At 72.8% G+C, this 17574-nt stretch carries 11 protein-coding genes; 7 read left to right on the top strand and 4 right to left on the bottom strand.

Features of this window, described 5'->3' with window-relative positions; translation table 11 throughout:
• Positions 1 to 215: 215 nt before the first annotated feature.
• Positions 216 to 2138 carry an SDR family NAD(P)-dependent oxidoreductase gene (locus ACFV0Q_RS10070; RefSeq protein ID WP_385003328.1) on the top strand — a complete coding sequence of 641 codons (1923 nt, stop codon included), beginning with the start codon at positions 216 to 218 and terminating at the stop codon, positions 2136 to 2138.
• Entirely contained in the window at positions 2135 to 2701 is a 567-nt protein-coding gene (locus ACFV0Q_RS10065) for a nitroreductase family deazaflavin-dependent oxidoreductase (RefSeq protein ID WP_385003324.1), read from the top strand. Before ACFV0Q_RS10070 ends, ACFV0Q_RS10065 begins: the two co-directional genes overlap by 4 nt.
• Here the strand turns inward: ACFV0Q_RS10065 and ACFV0Q_RS10060 are convergent.
• Positions 2694 to 3314, bottom strand: coding sequence for a hypothetical protein (locus tag ACFV0Q_RS10060; protein WP_385003321.1), 621 nt, complete (start codon positions 3312 to 3314; stop codon positions 2694 to 2696). The two genes, ACFV0Q_RS10065 and ACFV0Q_RS10060, sit on opposite strands and share 8 nt — an antisense overlap.
• Before the next feature lie 31 nt (positions 3315 to 3345).
• Between ACFV0Q_RS10060 and ACFV0Q_RS10055 the strand changes: the two genes are divergently transcribed.
• Positions 3346 to 5595 (top strand): MMPL family transporter, encoded by a 2250-nt coding sequence (locus tag ACFV0Q_RS10055; protein ID WP_385003318.1) that lies wholly within the window; start codon positions 3346 to 3348, stop codon positions 5593 to 5595.
• A complete protein-coding gene (locus ACFV0Q_RS10050; RefSeq protein ID WP_385003315.1) occupies positions 5595 to 6485 on the top strand; it encodes a class I SAM-dependent methyltransferase in 891 nt (296 codons plus the stop codon). Before ACFV0Q_RS10055 ends, ACFV0Q_RS10050 begins: the two co-directional genes overlap by 1 nt.
• Here ACFV0Q_RS10050 and ACFV0Q_RS10045 read toward each other — a convergent pair.
• From ACFV0Q_RS10045 to ACFV0Q_RS10035, 3 genes are read right to left on the bottom strand one after another with little or no spacing between them, the layout of a single operon-like run.
• On the bottom strand, positions 6472 to 8013 hold the full coding sequence (locus ACFV0Q_RS10045) for a PfaD family polyunsaturated fatty acid/polyketide biosynthesis protein (protein WP_385003312.1): 1542 nt from the start codon (positions 8011 to 8013) through the stop codon (positions 6472 to 6474). The two genes, ACFV0Q_RS10050 and ACFV0Q_RS10045, sit on opposite strands and share 14 nt — an antisense overlap.
• Positions 8010 to 9737 carry a 3-hydroxyacyl-ACP dehydratase gene (locus ACFV0Q_RS10040; protein ID WP_385003309.1) on the bottom strand — a complete coding sequence of 576 codons (1728 nt, stop codon included), beginning with the start codon at positions 9735 to 9737 and terminating at the stop codon, positions 8010 to 8012. Before ACFV0Q_RS10040 ends, ACFV0Q_RS10045 begins: the two co-directional genes overlap by 4 nt.
• Positions 9734 to 15835 (bottom strand): SDR family NAD(P)-dependent oxidoreductase, encoded by a 6102-nt coding sequence (locus ACFV0Q_RS10035; RefSeq protein ID WP_385003307.1) that lies wholly within the window; start codon positions 15833 to 15835, stop codon positions 9734 to 9736. Before ACFV0Q_RS10035 ends, ACFV0Q_RS10040 begins: the two co-directional genes overlap by 4 nt.
• 481 nt (positions 15836 to 16316) lie before the next feature.
• Here ACFV0Q_RS10035 and ACFV0Q_RS10030 point away from each other — a divergent pair, with 481 nt between their 5' ends.
• The 3 genes from ACFV0Q_RS10030 to ACFV0Q_RS10020 all read left to right on the top strand — a co-directional run bounded on the left by ACFV0Q_RS10030 (position 16317) and on the right by ACFV0Q_RS10020 (position 17572).
• Positions 16317 to 16715, top strand: coding sequence for a hypothetical protein (locus ACFV0Q_RS10030; protein ID WP_385003304.1), 399 nt, complete (start codon positions 16317 to 16319; stop codon positions 16713 to 16715).
• A gap of 43 nt (positions 16716 to 16758) precedes the next feature.
• Positions 16759 to 17163: a hypothetical protein gene (locus ACFV0Q_RS10025; RefSeq protein ID WP_385003301.1), complete on the top strand. Its 405-nt coding sequence runs from the start codon at positions 16759 to 16761 to the stop codon at positions 17161 to 17163.
• Between the two features lie 151 nt (positions 17164 to 17314).
• Positions 17315 to 17572, top strand: a complete 258-nt coding sequence (locus ACFV0Q_RS10020; RefSeq protein WP_385003298.1) for a hypothetical protein — start codon at positions 17315 to 17317, stop codon at positions 17570 to 17572.
• Positions 17573 to 17574 lie beyond the last annotated feature (2 nt).

Below are 17574 nucleotides of genomic sequence, written 5' to 3'. Positions count from 1 at the left end.
TGGACGTCCGACTGCCTCCCCCCCGCCGAAGCGGCTTCGCCGGCCAGCTGCCCCGGCGGGAGGCCCGTTCCTTAGAGTGACGTGGCCGTGCGGCCGGTTTCCTCCCGCCCTGACCTGCGTTGGCTGTGTGACCGGCACGGTGAGCTGCTGGTACGGGCGACAGGGAGGCTGGGGCGATCAGCGGGCACGAGGTCGGATCCGAAGAGCGTGTCGCGGTGGTCACCGGCGCGGGCGGCGGCATCGGCCGGGCGCTGGCGCGTGCCCTCGCCGCTTCAGGATTCCGTCTGGTGCTCGGCGACTGCGACGAGGCGGCGCTCGACGCGAGCGCCGCCCTGTCGGGCCCGCGCGTACGGCCCGTGGTCGCGGACATGCGCCATCCTGACGCGGCGGCGGTGTTGGCGCGGACCGCGCTGGAGGAGTTCGGCCGTCTCGATGTGTGGGTGAACAACGCCGGTGTGATCACCGATGCGCCGTTCGGCGAGCAGCCGGACCATGCCTGGGAGCACACCCTCGACGTCAACATGCGGGGCGTGGTGTCGGGGTGCCGGGCGGCGTGGTCGGTGATGCACGCCCGGGGGAGTGGACATATCGTCAACATCGCCAGCGTGTGCGCTCTCAAGCCGCTCGCCCGGCTGGCCGTCTACAGCGCCACCAAGGCCGGGGTGATGGCGCTGTCCGAGGCGCTGCGCCGCGAGGGCCGTGCCGGCGGCGTGCACGTCTCCGTTGTCCTGCCCTACCTGGTGGACACCTCCGCGGCCGCCGGTCTGCGCGGACGTCTGCTACGGGCGCTGCGACCGCATCAGGTGGCTGCGAAGGTGGTGCGCGTGATCGAGCGGCCGCGGGCACGGGTGGTCGTGCCCCGGCGGCTGGGATGGGCGTTGGCCGCTGCCGCCCTGCTCCCGCAGCGGCTGCGGGACCTTGTCGACGACCTCCTCGCCCTCGACACGATCGGGCTCGCCCCTGCCCAGGGCGAGCGGACCGCCTACCGCGAGCGCCTGACAGGGCACGCCGCTGCCGCACCCCCCGCCGGACCGACGGCTTCGCCGTCCGCCGGGCCGGAAACGCTCTCCGAGGGCATCGAACGGCTCTGCCCGGCCCGCCCCCGGCCCGGGCTGAGCGCCGAACTGCTCGCCACCACTGCCGTGTCGTGTGGCCCGTACGCCGCGGAGCGGCTGGATCGGCGCCTGCACGCCGCCTTGGTCGCCCCGGTGCGGCATCTGCTGGATGGCGGCGGCCGACGGTGGAGGCCCCGCCTGATGGCCGCGGCGATCGAGGCCCTGGGCGCGGACAGCCGCCCGTACGGGCCGTTGATGGCGGCGTGCGAGCTGATCCACACCGGCTCGCTGATGATCGACGACATCCAGGACGAGGCACCACTGCGCCGCGGCCGCCCGGCCGCCCACCTCGTTCACGGCGCCGCCACCGTCATCAACGCGGGCACGGCCGCCTACCTCGGCATGGACCGCGCCATCCACCTGGCCCTGCCCGACGACCCGCCCCTGCGCACCGCGGTCTACGAGGCGTATCTGGGCGGGCTGCGGGCCGCGCACGCCGGGCAGGCTCTCGACCTGCAAGGCCACCACCTTGAGATGGACCACTACCTCCGGGAGGGGGACAGCGGCACACTGCTGGAACTCCTGACGCTCACGCACCGCTTGAAGTCGGGCGCGGCGGTCGGGGCGCTGTTCGAGATCGCCGCCCTGGTCGCCGGTGCCACCCCGGCGCAGCGACGGGCACTCGCGGTGCTGGGCGAAGCGGTCGGCGTCGGCTACCAGATCACCGACGACATCGCCGATCTCGAGGGCGTACACCATGACGGCGTGCTGACGAAGAGGGCGGCCGAGGACCTGCACAACGCCCGCGTGACCTTCCCCCTCGCCCACGCCGCAGCCCTGCTGCCGCGCCGCGAGGCTGTCGCCCTGTGGCAGCAGATCACGGCAGGCCTCGACGAAGCCGGCGCGGCCCGCGTGGTGAAAGAGATCGAGGCGTGCGGAGCGCTCGACCAGTGCGTTCGCGAAGCCGGCCGTCTGTTGAACGAGGCCTGGGCACAGGCCGAAGATCTGCTGCCCGCCACACCTGCCCGCGATCGCCTCCGGCAGATGTGCACGGCCACCGTCCACCGCCGCCGCGTCGCATGATGCCCACCCCGCCCCCTCTCCAGCCTGCGCCCGCACCCACTTCGCCCGCGCCCACGGATTCGCCCCGCACCGCGGCCTGGTTTCCCCGTGCGGTTCGCCGGCTCGCGTGCCGCATCGGGGCCTCCGGGCTCTTCCTGAGGGCGGCAGCCCGGTGGCTTCCGGTCTGCGACCTGGCCGCGTACCGGCTGACCGGAGGCCGGTGGCTGCCGTCCCGACTCATCCTGCCCACCGTGCTGCTGACGACGACCGGACGCCGTACCGGCCGCCCGCGCGCCGTGCCCGTGTGCGCGCATCCCCTCCCTGGTGGCGGCTGGCTGGTCGCCGCGACCAACTTCGGCCGTCCCCACCATCCCGCCTGGAGTACCAACCTCCTCCACCACGCGCACGCGCACCTCACCTGGAACCACTGCCGCCACCCCGTCACCGCCCGCCTCCTGGGCCCGGAGGAACAACGGACCGTGTGGCCGCGGCTGCTGGCCCTCCTGCCCGTCTACGGCGACTACGCGGCCCGCGCCGATCACCGCGAGGTCCGCGTCTTCCACCTAGACCCCGGTGTCAGGTGAAGGTGATGATCCCGCTTCCGTGAAAGGCGGCCAGGTCGCGCGTGCCGCACTGGCGTGCCGCACCGGACGGGAGGATGCGGGCGGTGGCGCGCTGGTGGGCGAGCCGGCCGGAGGTGACCCGGCCGGAGAACAAGGTGTCTGCCGGGCTGTACGCGGCCTCGCCGGAGCCGGGCTCGAAGCGGGAGGTTCCCCACTTCTCGCCACGTGCACCCGCCGCCGTGTACCAGGTGATCGTGCCCGTGCCGCGCACTTTGGTCGCGCGGGTGCAACTGGCGTCGGCGCTGCCCTCCAGAGTGAGACGGCCGGAGCGGATGTGCCGCTGGCTCCCGTCGGGCGAGGTGCATCGGTCCAGCAGGACCGCCCCCCGCACCCGGACGTGCCGCAGGGTGCTGGTGACCTCGGGCGAGAAGGTGACCGGCTCGCCGGGCAGGGTCCGGACCCCGCATTCGAGGTGGCTCTTCGCCCCGGCCCGGGCGTTGCCCGTGGCTGTGCCCGCGAGGAGGGAAACCCCCAGAGTGAGGACGGCCAAGACCGCGGCGGTGCCGATGGACCGGTTGCGGCTGGGGGTGGAGCGCGGTGACAACATCAGCAGGCCGTTACCCTTCGAATTCATTCGACTCCAGTGAGTAGTTAGTCTATGCAGTGTGCTGACGTACCGTCTGATCGCCCGGCCCTGGCGGGTTCTGCTCTTCGCGCTGCTCGGAGCCGTCGTGCTGGCTGCCCTGGCTGCCGTCGCGCCCGGGCGGCTCTCCGCCGGGGGTTACATCGCGCACGGCACCGAGGCCGCACGCGCCGACGCCCAACTGCAACGGCACTTCGGTGCGGGCATCCCCGACCTGGTGCTGGAGGTCCGAGCAGGGCAGCAGGTGGATGAGCCGCACATCGCCTCCCAGGGCCGCGCCCTGGCGCGGAGCCTCGCCCGGCAGCAGGGTGTGGGGCAGGTGTTCTCGTACTGGACCGAGGGTGATCAGCGGCTGCGTTCGAGCGACCATCGCTCCGGGCTCGTGACTGCCGATCTGTCAGGGGACGAGGCCACGGCGGTGGCCACCGCGCAGAGGCTGGTACCCGAGCTCACCGGCCGGCACGGCGACCTGACGGTCGCGGCGACCGGTACCTCGTGGGCGAGTGCACAAGCGACCGAGGCGAGCCGCCGCGACCTGCTGCGGGCCGAACTGATCGGGGCTCCACTGGTCGTCATCGTGCTTCTGTTCGCGTTCGGCTCGCTGACCGCCGCCCTGCTGCCCGCACTGATCGGTGCCGTGGCCGTCGCAGGGGGCTTCGCGGCACTACGGTTGCTGGCCGTGTTCATGCCGGTCTCCGCGTTCGCCGGAAACCTCACCGCGGCCTTGGGTTTCGGACTGGCGGTGGACTACGGCCTTTTCGTGGTCACCCGCTTCCGCGAGGAGCTCGCGGCCGGCATGGCGGTGCCGGAGGCGGTGGCGCGCACCATGGGCACGGCGGGCCGAGCGGTGCTGTGTTCGGGGGCCACGGCCATCGTCTGCCTGTCCGCGCTACTGCTCTTCCCGCTGGGTCTGCTCCGCTCGCTGGCCTGCGCGGGCATGGCGGTGGTCGCCTTCGCCACGGCCGCGACGCTGCTGGTACTGCCCGCGGTCCTCGCGCTCCTCGGCACCCGCATCGACCGTTTCTCCCTTCCGCGGCACCGCCGCAGTCCTGCGCAGTCCGGCCTGTGGTCGCGTACGGCGGGGGTGGCGGTGCGACGGCCCGTCCTGGCGGGCGGTTGTGCCGCCCTCTTCCTGCTCTTGCTGCTGGTGCCCTTCGCCCACGTACGGTTCGGTCCCACCGACGAGCGCGTGCTGCCGGCCGGCCTGGAGTCCCATGCCACCGCCGCGCGCGTGCAGGAGACCTTCGACGTGCCGTGGAACCGCACCCTGCGTGTGGTCCTCCCGCACACCGACCCCCTCATGCAGCAGGAACTGGTCGACTCGTACGCGCGGAGTCTGTCGGCCACGCGGGGTGTGGCCCGGGTCGAAGGGTTCACGGGGGTCTTCCGGCACGGTGAGCGGGTGGCGGAGCCCGGCTCGGCCGCGGTCCTGCATGCCGCGCCGGGGGCGACCTGGATCGCGGTGCTGGGCAGCGGCGGTCCGCAGCGCGACGAGGCGTTGGTCGAGCGTGTGCGGGCACTGCGGCCCGCGCCCGGCATCGAGCACCTGGTGGGTGGGCGGCCCGCCCGCGCGCTCGACACCAAGCACGCGGTGGCCGGCCGGCTGCTGCCCGCGGCCGCGATCGTGGTCGGCTGCATCGCCCTGCTGCTGTTCTGGCAGACCGGCTCGGTGGTCATCCCGATCAAGGCCGTCGTGGTGGGCGCGCTCAGCCTGGGGGCCAGCTTCGGGGCGATGGTGTTCGTGTTCCAGGACGGGCATCTCGCCTGGCTGCTGGGCGGATTCACCGTCACGGGCGAACTGGAGACCTCGGTGCCCGTGCTGATGTTCTGCATCGCTTTCGCCCTGTCGGTGGATTACGAGGTCTTCCTCATCTCCCGCGTGCTCGAAGAGCACCGCCGCGGCGCCTCGACCACGGAGGCCCTGGTCACGGGAGTCGCCTCTACCTCACGAGTCATCACGGTGGCCGCGCTGCTGGTGGCTGTCGCCCTCGCGCCGCTGGTGACGTCCGAGGTCACGCTGCTGAAACTCATCGGCTGCGGGCTCGCTCTGGCGGTGCTGGTGGACGCGACCGTCGTCCGCGGCGTCCTCGTACCCGCGTTCATGCGCATCGCGGGCCGGGCCAACTGGTGGTGCCCCGCCCCGCTGGCCCGATGGCACCGCCGCCTCAACCCGGGCGCCCACCGTCCCCTTCCCGCGCCCGAGGCGGAAGGCGAAGCCGTACCGGGGCCGCGGGGCAGTGACGCACCTACTCACCCGAGGATCGAGACGTGATGGCGGCAGGTATCGGCCCGGACAGGGCTCTGGGAGCGGCGGCGTCGGCGATCCGACACCACTACGACGTCGCCGACGGCTTCTACCGGCTGTGGCTCGATCCGTCGATGACGTACTCGTGTGCGCTCTGGGCGGAGGTCGGCGAGAGCCTGGAGGAGGCCCAACTGAGAAAGACCGACTACCACTTGGCACAGGCGCGGGTGGCAGCCGGCAGCCGCGTCCTGGACGTGGGGTGCGGGTGGGGCGGGCTGTTGCGGAGGGCGACGGAGACGAACGGGGCGCGAGGTGCGGTCGGGCTCACCCTGAGCCGGCATCAGGCCGAGTGGATCCGGGGCAGGGGGTGGGCGGGATGCGAGGTCCGGGAGGAATCCTGGTCGGATCACAGTCCCGAGGAGCGCTACGACGCCGTGGTGTCGGTGGGGGCCTTCGAGCACTTCGCCCGGGTCGGGCTGCCGCCCGCGCAGCGTGTGGCCGGCTACCGGCCGTTCTTCGAGCGCTGTGCGGGCTGGCTCGGCCCGGGTGGGGTGCTGTCGCTGCAGACCATCGTGACCGGCGGCGGGCAGCTGGACCCGAGGGCGCTCGCCGACGCCGGATTCCTGGCCCGGGAGATCTTCCCGGAGTCCGGCATCCCGACGATGACGGACATCCGGCTGGCGAGCAAGGGCTTGTTCGAAACCGTCCAGCTCCGGCTCGACGGGGCGCACTACGCACGGACCTGCGCGGTCTGGCGGGAGCGGCTCGCCGACGCCCGGGAGGCGGCCGTGGCCGTCGCCGGTGAGGCGACGGTGCGGAGATACGAGCGATACCTCGACGCCTGTGTCCGGCTGTTCGAGCGGGAACAGGCGGACCTGGCCAGGCTGACGCTTCGGGCGACCGCTACCGGAGCGTGACGCCGAGAGTCCGGACGGCGGCCGGCAGGCGTACCCCCGCCAGGCGTAGTTGGGTGAGCCGGCCGTGGTAGGCGGCCCCGGCCAGCAGGCGGTCCGCGATGTCGGCCACCCGGCGGTTCCGGGGGAGCGCCAGCGGTGTGCCGCCCGTCCAGGCGTTGAAGGCGCCCATCGCCGGGCCGCACCAGATCTGGAAGTCGGCGCTCCGGTCGCGCTCACCGCCGGTGGCCCAGCGCGCGGAGTTGCCCAGATACCAGCGGAAGGTCGAGGCCATGCGGAACTTCGGGTCCCTGGCGCTCCGTTCGGCGTCCTGCGGGCGGTTTTCGGTCTGCGCGCGTTCGACCTCCTGGACCGGGCGCCGGAACACCTGCCGCTCCAGCCGTTCGCGGTCGGCGGGAGCGAGGTCGTCGAGGCTGTCCAGCTCGCGGTAGAGGCGGTAGAGCCACCGGGCCCGGCCGGGGAACAGGCTGCCCCGGTGCAGGACCTGGACGTCGACACCCAGTTCGAACATGTCGGCGGCCGGGGCCGTGGTGCAGTCCGCCGGACCGGCCTCGGCGAGGAGTTGCTTGACCTGGTCGGAGGTTCCCGCCTCGACACACGCCTGGTTGACCGAGCCGGTGACGACGTAGTCCGCGCCGAGGGCGAAGGCCGCGTGCACGGCCAGGGGAGTGCCGAGGCCGCCGGCCGCCCCGACCCGGACCAGGGGCGCCAGCCGGTCACGGAGCTCCAGCAGCTCGGGGAGCAGGACGGTGAGCGGGCGGCCGTCCGTGTGGCCGGCCGAGTCGGCCTCCGCCGTGATGTCATCCGCGAGCGGGAGCAGCCGGGCGAGGCGCGCCTGCTCGGCAGTGATCCGGCCTTCGGCGGCCAGCGTGTCGAGCAGTGCGTCCGGGGCGGGGCGCAGAAAGCGTTCGGCCACTTCGGGGCGGGAGAGTTTGGCGATGACGTGGTGCCCGGCGTGCACACCGGTGCACGGGTCGGGGCGGAGCCCGGCGGCGCGGTAGCGGACCAGCTCGGTGGTGATGTCGACGAAGGCGGATGCCTCCACACGGCGCACGCCGTGGGCGAGGTAGAGGTCGACGGTCCGGCGCTCCAGCCGGGGCGTCCGTGGACTGTGGATCAGGTTGGCGGCCCACGGCAGGCCGGACAGTTCGCGGCCGAGTCGGGACACGGCCTGTTCGGTGCGGGCCTGGGACAGGCCGGCCGCTCCGAAGGAGGCCAGGTAGCCGGCCCGGGCCATCGCCCCGACCAGTTCGACGGAGGCGATACCGGTGGCCATCGACCCGGCCATGTAGGCGCCGCGCACCCCGTGGGCCTGCCGAAACGTCGCCGACCCGAGACGGTCGGTATGCAACGGGCCTACCGTGGTCAGGATTTCGGTGCCGGGCACCGGCTCGTGGGCCACGCCGGTCCGACCGCCCTGCCGGAACACGTAGCAGGGCAGGTCAAGGCGCCGCAGGACCCGGCCGATCGCCTCCGGTTCGAAGGCAGGCGCGGGCCGGACCCGGGCCGGACGTGAATGCGTCGGATTCATGAGAGCTCCCTCTCGGTGCCGGCGGGGCCGAGGGTCACGCCGATGCCCTCTGCCTGGTAGACCCGGGTGCCGTCGCGCCAGACGCTGCCCCGTGCCCGGACCGTGAGGCATGGGCCGTGCCGGGAGATTTCGGTGAGATGTACCTCGGCCTGCACCTGGCGGTGCCGGGGGAGGACCTGGCCGCGGTAGCTCCAGCTGAACTCGGCTCCGGTGGCGGGTGCCAGCCGCACCGCAGGCAGGTGGTCCGCCAGGCCGGGGGTGTGCAACAGATGGGCGTGCACGGCCTGGTGGAGCATCTCGATACCGAACGAGCCCGGCATCACCGGATCCTGGTGGAAGTGCCGGGCGAAGTACCAGGCATCGGGGTCGATGGCGGCGGTGGCGAGCGCGTAGCCCAGGCCGGAGACGCCCCCGTCCGGTACGAGTTCGACCCGGTCGAGCAGCGCCATCCGCCCCCGGCCCAGCCTGGGGTCGGTGCGGGCCTCGATCGTCCGGGCGCCCGCTCCGGGGTTCGCGCGCAGCCACGGTGGTTGCGGCACGGCGCCGTCCAGCCCCGCGTCGGCGCCGAGGGCATCGGCGGGGTAGACGCCGTACGCGGTCTCCCCGCTGTAGAAGACCTCTCCGCCGAGGCTCAGCTCGTAGGCATACCGCTGGACCACGGCCTGGGGCAGCTCGGCATGGGAGAGCAGGGTGGAGTGCTGGGTGATGGTGCGACCGACGAGGGCGGGTGTCCGGTGAAGGGTGGCCCGGCCCTCCAGGTTGCGCACGACCAGGTCGGCCTCGGGGTGCTCCAGGCTCATGCCGAGGCTGACGCCGAGAAAGGCCGCGCCCTGCAACGAGGTTTCGAGGTAGGCGAGGTGCGGGACCACCGGGGTGCCGTTCTCACGCAGGTACCAGGGATCGGCCGGGACGTCGTACTCCGTGGTCAGGGTGGCACCGGGTTCGTAGCGGCCGAACGGACGTGCCGGATCCGGCGAACGGCTGATCATCAGCAGGTCGCTGTTGGGCAGGCGCGGGCGGACCCGGGCCAGCACACGGCCGGGAACATCGAACGCCAACGTGATGTCGCCCTCGGCAAGGTGCGCCAGGTGGAACTCGTTGATGACCGCACGGCGGCCGTCGGCGCACCTGCGGCGTGCGACGGCCCGGCCGGCGGGGGCGGCCGTGGCGGCGATGTGGGTGCCCGGACCTTCGACCAGTTCGATGCCGATACCGACCATCCGGGCGACCTCGGCTGATTCCGCGAGCAGCCGGCAGTCGGCCAGGACGTACGGGCGGGGGGTCAGCCCGATGTCGCGCACCTGCACCAGCGCGGTGACCGGGCCCGAGGGAGCGGGCACGGACAGCCGGACGTGGTGGTCGGCGGCGTCCCGGGGCCGGGCGGAGGGCTCCGGCAGCAGGTCCGCAAGGGCCAGGCGCCGAGCGTGACCGAGGAGCACCCCACGTACCAACTCGGTGGGATCGGACCCGGTGAGGTCGAGCCGGGCGGTGAAGCCGGGCCCGCTGCCGGGGTCGGTCGGGTTCGAGGTCACCGGGGACCCGAGCAGTCTGGCCAGGTACCTGCCATGGGCCTCGACGACTGCCGCGTGGGCGCGCTGGACCGCCGCCACGACCGGTGAGGCCGAGCCCTGCTGCGGTTGCGGGGTACCGGGACCCGGGGACGGATCGCCGTCGAATCCGAGCTCGTCCCGCGGCGGCCAGCGGTCGATCAGAACGTCCCTCATGGCCCGGACACTTCGGCCGGCCCGGGCCACGCCGCCCGGGCGGCCAACTCGGGAACGGCGATGACCATCCGCAAACCGCTCCAGCGCTGGAGGACCCGGCCGTCCGCCGCGCAGGCGGTGACGGTGAAGGTGAGGTCGAGTGGACTCTCGTCGGTCAGCTCGGCCAGCACGGCGAACTGTTCGTCGTCCGGCAGCGGCGCGAACAGGTCGACCTGGCCGACCGAGACCGGGAGGCAGCGCAGCCCGACGCGGCTGCGGCCCAGCAGCGCGGCCGCCTGGAGGAGCACGTCGGAGCCGCCCGGCCGGTACCGTCCGGTCCCGTACGCGCCGGTGGCGAGTACGGGGTCAGGCAGCCGGGCGGCGAGCAGGAGAAGGGCGGGTTCCTCGTGGAGCACGCTGCCCAGCCCCTGAAGGACGGGGCCGTGGAACAGGAACCCGTCCCGGTAGGCCGGGTGCGGCTCGAAGGCGGCAGGAAGCGGTGCCGGGAGGGTGATCCGGTCCGGCACGGGATCGCCGTGCTCCAGGTGGAACCGACCCTGGAACCGTGGTGCCTGCGATGGTTCGTCCCGGACCTGGACGGCGAAGGCCGCCGGGTCGGCGGTTGGCCGTACGTCGATGTCCAGCCGGACGGGCTCGGTGCCGTCGAACACCAGGCCTCGATTGATGGCGAACTCCCGGCAGACCAGCACCGGCTGGTCCGGCCCCAGCAGGCTTTCCAGCACGTTCAGACAGCAGCCCAGAGCCGCCGTCATCGGCAGTACCGGCAGGCCGTCGATCCGGTGGTGGTCCAGCACCGGATCCTGGCCGAGGCCCGCCGTCTCGCGCCGTACGGTCCGCTCCTCGGCGGGTACGGTACCCCGGCGCCGGAAGACCGGTGCGACGGGGCCGATCACAGCGATCAGGTCGCCGGTGCGGTCGGCGCTCATCTGCTGGGCGAAGTAGTCCACGCCCTCCTCGCGGGTGAGCAGCGGAACGCCGTGCTGGAGGAAGAGCTCCTGCATACCGGGAGAGGCCATGCCGCCGCGCCACGGTCCCCAGGCGAGGGAGGAGACCCGGCAGTCGGGGTGCGTGGCCTGCCAGGCGCAGGCGAACCGGTTGAGCGCCTCGTTGGCCAGGGCGTAGTCGGTCTGGCGGGAGTTGCCGAAGACGCCCGAGACCGAGGTGAACAGCACGAGGTGGCGCAGTACGGTCCCGTCGAGCGCGGTCAGCACGTTCAGGAGCCCGGTCAGCTTGGCGTCCAGCACTCTGGCGATGTTGCGCGGGCCCTTGTCCGCCAGCCGCTCGTCGGCCAGGATCCCGGCACCGTGCACGAGACCGGTGATCCGGCGGGCGTAGGGCTCCAGGGCTGCCTGGACCGCTTCGGCATCGCCGACATCGGCGGCTACGTACTCGGCCCGTACGCCCTTGGCCCGTAGCTCGGCGAGGGTGGCGCGGACCTCCTGCTGCCGGGCGAGGTCGGCGGACTGGTGGTCCAATGCTGCTCGTGCGCCGGGCAGTCCGGGGTCGTGACCCTCCTCCCGCATGCGCTGGGCGAGCAGCTCACGCAATACGACGGGGTCGGTACTGTCACCGGCCCAGGCCGGTGCGTCGAGGAGCGGGGTACGGCCGAGGAGCAGGAAGCCGCTGCCGCTGCGGTCGGCGAGTCCGGCAATGCACCAGGAGGTGATGCCGCGGGCCCCGCCGGTCACCAGGAGCAGGTCGTCCCGGTCAGGCTCCGGATTCGCGGGCACCGGCACCAGAGGCGCGGGCTCGGGGCTGAGCCACGGCGTCCGGCGACGGGCCTGCGCGTCGTAGGCGATCTCGCAGACGTTGCTCTCCGGATCGGTGAGTTCGGCCAGGACGGACCGCCCGGCGAGGGCGGGGTCCAGTTCCGGAGCCAGGTCGATGCTGCGGCAGAACAGGTCGGACTCCTCCAGGGCCAGGCTCTTGGCCAGCCCGCCCAGGCCGCCGACCAGCGCGGCGATCGGGTCGCCGCCCGAGCCCGCGAGGCCGAGCGCACCGTCCAGCTCGGTGACCGTGACGAACGCTCCTCGGCTGCCGTTGGCGGCCATCGCCCGGAGGGCCGGGGCGGCGTGCTTGGCCACCAGGACGGCGTGCCGCAGCCGGGCCACCACCTGCGCCGGATCGGCGAGGGCGTCGCGACCGGCCGGCAGCAGACAGAGCGCGAGCGGCCCGGCCGAGGTGAGGTCCAGGACGCAGGTGCTCAGCGACTGCTCCGACCAGTCCGCCAGCTGCGGGCCCTCGCCCGACACCTGCGGCAGTCGGACGGACCGCACCTGCCAGTGCCGGGCGTCCAGGGCCTGCCGGAGCAGTTCGGCGAGCTTGCTGCCGTCGTCCAGGAGCAGGGCGGTCGGCCGGTGCCCGTACACGTTCACCAGCTCGTCGGGGGCGGGGAGTTCGCGCAGGCTCACGAAGGCGCGGCCGAGCGGAACCGGTTCGGCCGCGCTGAGCGCGGGCGCCGGCCGGGCCAGCACCGCGCGCAGGATCTCGGAGAGGTCGCGGACGGTCCGGACCGCGGCGAACTGGTAGACCTCCTCGCGCGGCAGCTGGGGGAAGCAGCGCCATGCCTCGGCGGCGATCTCGACCTGCTTGAGGGAGTCGATGCCGAGGTCGTCCCGGATGTCCAGATCGGGATCGACCATGTCGAACGCATAGCCGGTCTTCTCCGCGACGATCTCCCGTAGCACCCGCTCGACCTCGGCGAAGTCCGGCACCGTCGGCTCGGCGGGCAGCGCGGGTACCGGGCGCGGTGCCTGCTCCCGCTCCGGAGGGCGGCTCGCCCTGGCTACCGGGATCACCGGCTGTGCCGGGGCAGCTTCCTGTTCCGAATCCCGGAAGGCGGGCCGGTAGTCGGGCTGGTCATGATGCACCGGCAGCTCCGGAGGGCCGGCCGGGACACCGGAGAGCGGTAGCCGCATCAGTTCGGCGAACACCTCACTGGCGCGGGTGTGCGCGTTGCTCAGGGCCACACTGTGCTCACTGATCAGCGCGGCCCGGGCCACGGTTCCGGCGTCGGCCCCGTCCGGTCCCCCCAGCAGCTCGGCCAGGTCGCGGGCGACGGCCAGCTGCCCTTCCAGGAACCGGTTGTGCAGCGCCAGGTGGTCGGCGGCAGCCTGCCCCAACCGGTCCTGGCCGGTGCCGGTGATCATGATGTGGTCCACGGAGGGAATCTCGATCCTCTCGACGGGCACGGGCACGGGCACGGGTACGGGCTCGGCCAACGGCGGCGGGACGTCGTCCCGGAGGCGCTGCCGGACGGCGTTCGCCGCGAAGTTGGGACCGGTCAACACCCGGGCCACGCTTGAAGGGCCGGCCGGGGGTGGGGCGGCCTCGACGTCGTGGCGGTTGATGTCCCTGATCGGATGGCCGAGCATCGCGAGCTGGACGGCGGCCTGCCTGAGGGCGAGGGCAGATCCGGTGCCGGCGCCGATGTCGGTGGGGATCACCTCGACCTCACCGTCAGCGGCGAACGTGCGGCGGACCAGATTGCCGAGGGTCTGGCGCGGGCCGAACTCGACGAAGACCCGCACACCGCCCGCGTACAGCTCCGCCAGCCGGGCGCCGAACTCCACCGGTCGGGCCAGCTGCCCGGCCAGGATCCGGCGGTTGTGCTCCGGGTCCGCCCCGTATGCGGCACCGGCGGTGTTCGCCAGAACGGGGACGGCGGGAGTGCGGAACTCCTCGGCGGCCAGTGCCTGGGCAAACCCTTCCACGGCATGCGCGACGTGCCTGGTGTGGAATGCGGCGGAGACCGCGAGGCGCTGCACGGGCAGGCGGCGGTCGAGACAGGCCGTCACGAAGGCGTCGACCTCCGTGGTGGGACCGCCGAGCACCAACTCCTGCTCTCCGTTGCGGTTGCAGATGACCAGTCCGGGGAACGGGGCGGCCAGTTCCAGCGCCGCACGCTCGGACAGCCGGACCGCGACCATCGCCCCCGGGTCGGCGCCCGGCCGTGCGGGCACGTCCATGGCCCGGCCCCGGGCGGCGGCCAGCCGGACGAAGGCGTCGTCGCAGAAGCTGCCGGCCGCCCAGAGGGCGGTCAGCTCACCGAAACTGTGCCCCAGCGCCACATCGGGGACGAAGCCCAGCTCGGATAGGTGGCGGAACTGCCCCATCGACAGCGCGCCGATGGCGGGCTGGGCGTAGGACGTGCGGCGCAGCCGGGCGGCGGCCACCGCCGGGTCGGTGCCGGGGACGGGGAAGACCACCCGGGCCAGTGTCTCCCCCTCGGTCCAGAGTGCGTTGGCCGCGTCGAACGCGGCGCGCAAGGGGGGAACGGACAGCAGTCCGTCCAGGCCCATGTCGACGTACTGGCTGCCCTGGCCGACGAAGAGCGCGGCCACCTTGTGGTGGGCGGGCAGAGCGGTGCTGCGGTAGTGGATGCCCTCCGCGTGCTGCCAGCTCCGGTGGCCGGGCTGGGCCCGCAGCTGGGCCTGGGCGAGCCGGCGGAGCCGGTCCTGGTGCTGCTGATCGGTGGCGACGAAGCCGAGCCGGGCGTGGTCGGCGGGGATCGGGCCGAGGGGCCGCGGAGCGGCCCCCGACTCCAGCAGGGCGAGCAGGGCCTCACGGTCGGGTGCGTGCCACAGGCAGGCCCGGGGGGTCGGGTGGACCACCTTCAGCCCGTCCTCGCCCGATCGGTGCTCCTCCAGGACCGCGTGGAAATTGACGCCGCCGAAGCCGAACCCGGAGACGCCGGCCCGGCGCACCGGCCTGCGGGGGTCGCGGATCCAGGGGCGGGTGCGGGTGTTGGCGTACAGGGGCCCGTCGGGGTCGCCGAGCTCCTCCACGGGCGTGCCGATCCCGATGGTGGCCGGGAGTACCCGGTGGTGCAGGGAGAGGGCGGCCTTGATCAGACCGGCGGCTCCGGCGGCGGCCTTGGCGTGCCCGATCTGCGACTTGACGCTGCCCAGAGCCACGAACCGGCGGTCCGACGGGGTCGCCAGGAAGGTGGAGAGGGCAGCGGCCTCCACCGAGTCGCCGACTCGGGTGCCGGTGCCGTGGGCCTCGATGAGCTCGACGCTCTCTGCGGGCACCCCGGCGTCGGTGTAGGCGGCCCGCAGCGCGGCGGTCTGACCGTCCCCGCAGGGTGCGTAGATGCTGCTGGTGCGGCCGTCGCTGGCGGAGCCGAGGCCCCGGATCACGGCGTAGATCCGGTCCAGGTCGCGTTCGGCGTCGGCGAGGCGCTTGAGGGCGAGCATGCCGATGCCCTCGCCGAGGAGGGTGCCGTCGCCGTCGCGGTCGAAGGGACGGACCCGGTCGGTGGGGGAGAGCGCCGGGGTCTTGCTGAAGCACAGGTAGGTGAGGACGGAGTTGTCCGCGTCGCAGCCACCGGTGATCATCAAGTCGGCTCGGTGTTCCACCAGTTCTGTGATCGCACCGCGCAGCGCGGCCAACGAGCTGGCACACGCCGCGTCCACCGTGTAGTTGGCGCCGCCGAGGCCGAATCGGTTCGCGACCCGGCCCGCCACCACGTTGCCGAGCACACCGGGGAACGAGTCCTCGGTCCACTCCGGTGACTGTTCCAGGTACCGGCGTACGGCCTCGTCGGTCTGTCGGCGGGACACTCCGGCGCCCCGCAGCGACGCCCGGATCTCGGGGGTGACCAGCCGTGAACCGAGCGACAGCGCGGTCGAGTTGGAACCGCAGACACCGAGGACCACCCCGGTCCGTGCGGGGTCGTACCAGGCGGCGTCCGGACAGCCCGCGTCGCGCAGCACGTCCCTGGCCGCGAGCAGACCGAGCAACTGGACGAGCCCGATCGAGTCGAGGGAAGCCGGCGGCATGCCGAACTCGAGCGGGTCGAAGGTCATCGAGGGCAGGAACCCGCCGCGCCGGGCGTAGGTCTTGTCCCGCGCGAGGACGTCGGGGTCGTGGTGCTCCGCGAGGGACCACCACTCCTCGGGGACCTCGCGCGTGCAGTCCCGGCCGGCCACGATGTTGGCCCAGAACTGCCCGACGTTCTCGGCTTCGGGGAAGATCCCGGCCACACCGACGATCGCGATCGCACGGTCCGCAGGTTCGGAGCGTCGCCGATCAGTGTCACGAAGTGCACGGGTGGATCCGCCGGTCGCACTCCGGCGTGCCTGATCGTCGCTCACCTGGCCGCTGCCCTCTCGGTGCCGTCACTGTCGCCGGTTCAACCGGCGAATCCGCCGAATGGGCACTGTGGGCCACCCGTCCGGCGGAGCCGGATATCCCGGCCTCTGAGGGTGGACGGGTGGGGCAGCTTCCTCGTCGAGCAGCTCACCCTGGAGCGATGACGGGGCTCAGGCCTGCACCCGGAACAGGCCGGCGGCTGGGGCTGGTCGGGTGACGGAGCCCCGTCCGATCGGAGCAAGATCGTTCGCTCCATGGGGGGTGATGAAACCTTCCCCCCTGCCCGGGGTCGTGACGTCCTCTGCCATCGTCGCTGCCGTCGTTGGGCCTCTCTCGTGGGCCGCAGCCGTCCTGTCGGAGCTTCGCCGTGCCTCGGGACCGACTCCGCGCAGCCGTACGGGGAGGTGGCGTGACCGCGCATACGGCGTCCCCGCATCACCGTCGCCCTCGACTCCCGTTCTCGTACGACTCGCTAGGAGTGCCATGTTCCTGACCCGACTGACTCGCTGCGCCGCCGTGGGTATGGGCGGTCTCGCCCTGGTCGCCGCTTCGGCCACCACCGCCGGCGCCGACGCGTACGCCCCGTACGCGCAGGCCGCCGCTCACGTGACGGCCAACGGCACCCTGCTGGAGGCCAAGAGCATCGACGCCGTCACGCGGCCCAGTACGGGAATCTACTGCCTGCACGTCTCCGACCCGGAGATCAACTTCTCCGAGAGCATCTTCACCGCCACGCTCGGCACCGGCGCCAACCGCGGCTCGAGCGTGCAGATCGCCCTGGGACGCACCGAGTGCGGCGGCGACCCGCGCACGATTCCTGTGGTCACCGGCGACCGCAACGGCAGCTTCGCAGGCCAGGAGTTCTACCTCACCATCCAGTAACCCCCGCCCTCCGCACACCTTCCCCAGAACGGAAACACCTGCCGTGCACCTCTCCCGCAGCAAGCGCGCCCTCGTCCTGGCAACCACCGCAGTCGCCCTGCTCGGCGCCGGCGTCAGCGGAGGTATCGCACTCGCCGCCGCCGACAATGTCCGGGCTCCCTACGCGCGGGCCGCCGTCACCGTGAACGACGACGGCTCCATCGTCCGTTCCAAGGGCATCGACACCGTCACCCGCCTCTCCGACGGCAAGTACTGCGTCAAGCTCAACCCCGGCGTCGACCCCAACAACGCGGTCTTCACCACCGCGTCCCACCGCTACCGCCTCTTCGTCGTCACCGAACTCGGCAACAACCCCGACTGCGGCGACGACCCCCAGTCCATCCGCGTCACCACCACCGACCACGAAGGCACCTTCGCCGACGGCTCCTTCTCCCTCGTCGTCCACTGACCTCCGCCACACCACAAGCACGGCAGCGGGCCCCGGGCCACAGGAGTCCGGAGCCCGCGCGTCGTCAGATCCTTCGGCCCTGGCAGGCCGCTCCGCCCACTTTGGTTCGTTTGCCGCGTGACCTGTGCGGGCCCTGACGCGTTCCCCGGTCATGCGAAAGATCATCACTTGCGGCCTGCTGGCTGTCGCGGCCCTTTCCGCCGCCACGCCCGCCTTCGCCGACAACGACAGCAACTTCGGCAACGGAGTCAACGCGGCGAACAACTGGAACTTCACCGCCGCTGACGTGTGCATCCAGGAACTCGCCGTGGTGCCTGCCCTGAGCGACTGGACCGGCAACCACAAGAACAACTGTTCCAACGGCAACGTCATCGACCACTCCGGCGCCGGCCTGGCGCCCGGGGCTTGACG

Origin of the sequence: Streptomyces sp. NPDC059564, assembly GCF_042735575.1 — a bacterium.
In the GTDB taxonomy this organism is placed as follows: domain Bacteria; phylum Actinomycetota; class Actinomycetes; order Streptomycetales; family Streptomycetaceae; genus Streptomyces.
The sequence above is the reverse complement of the archived record's forward strand: the minus strand, read 5'-3'. Positions and strand labels throughout refer to the sequence as shown.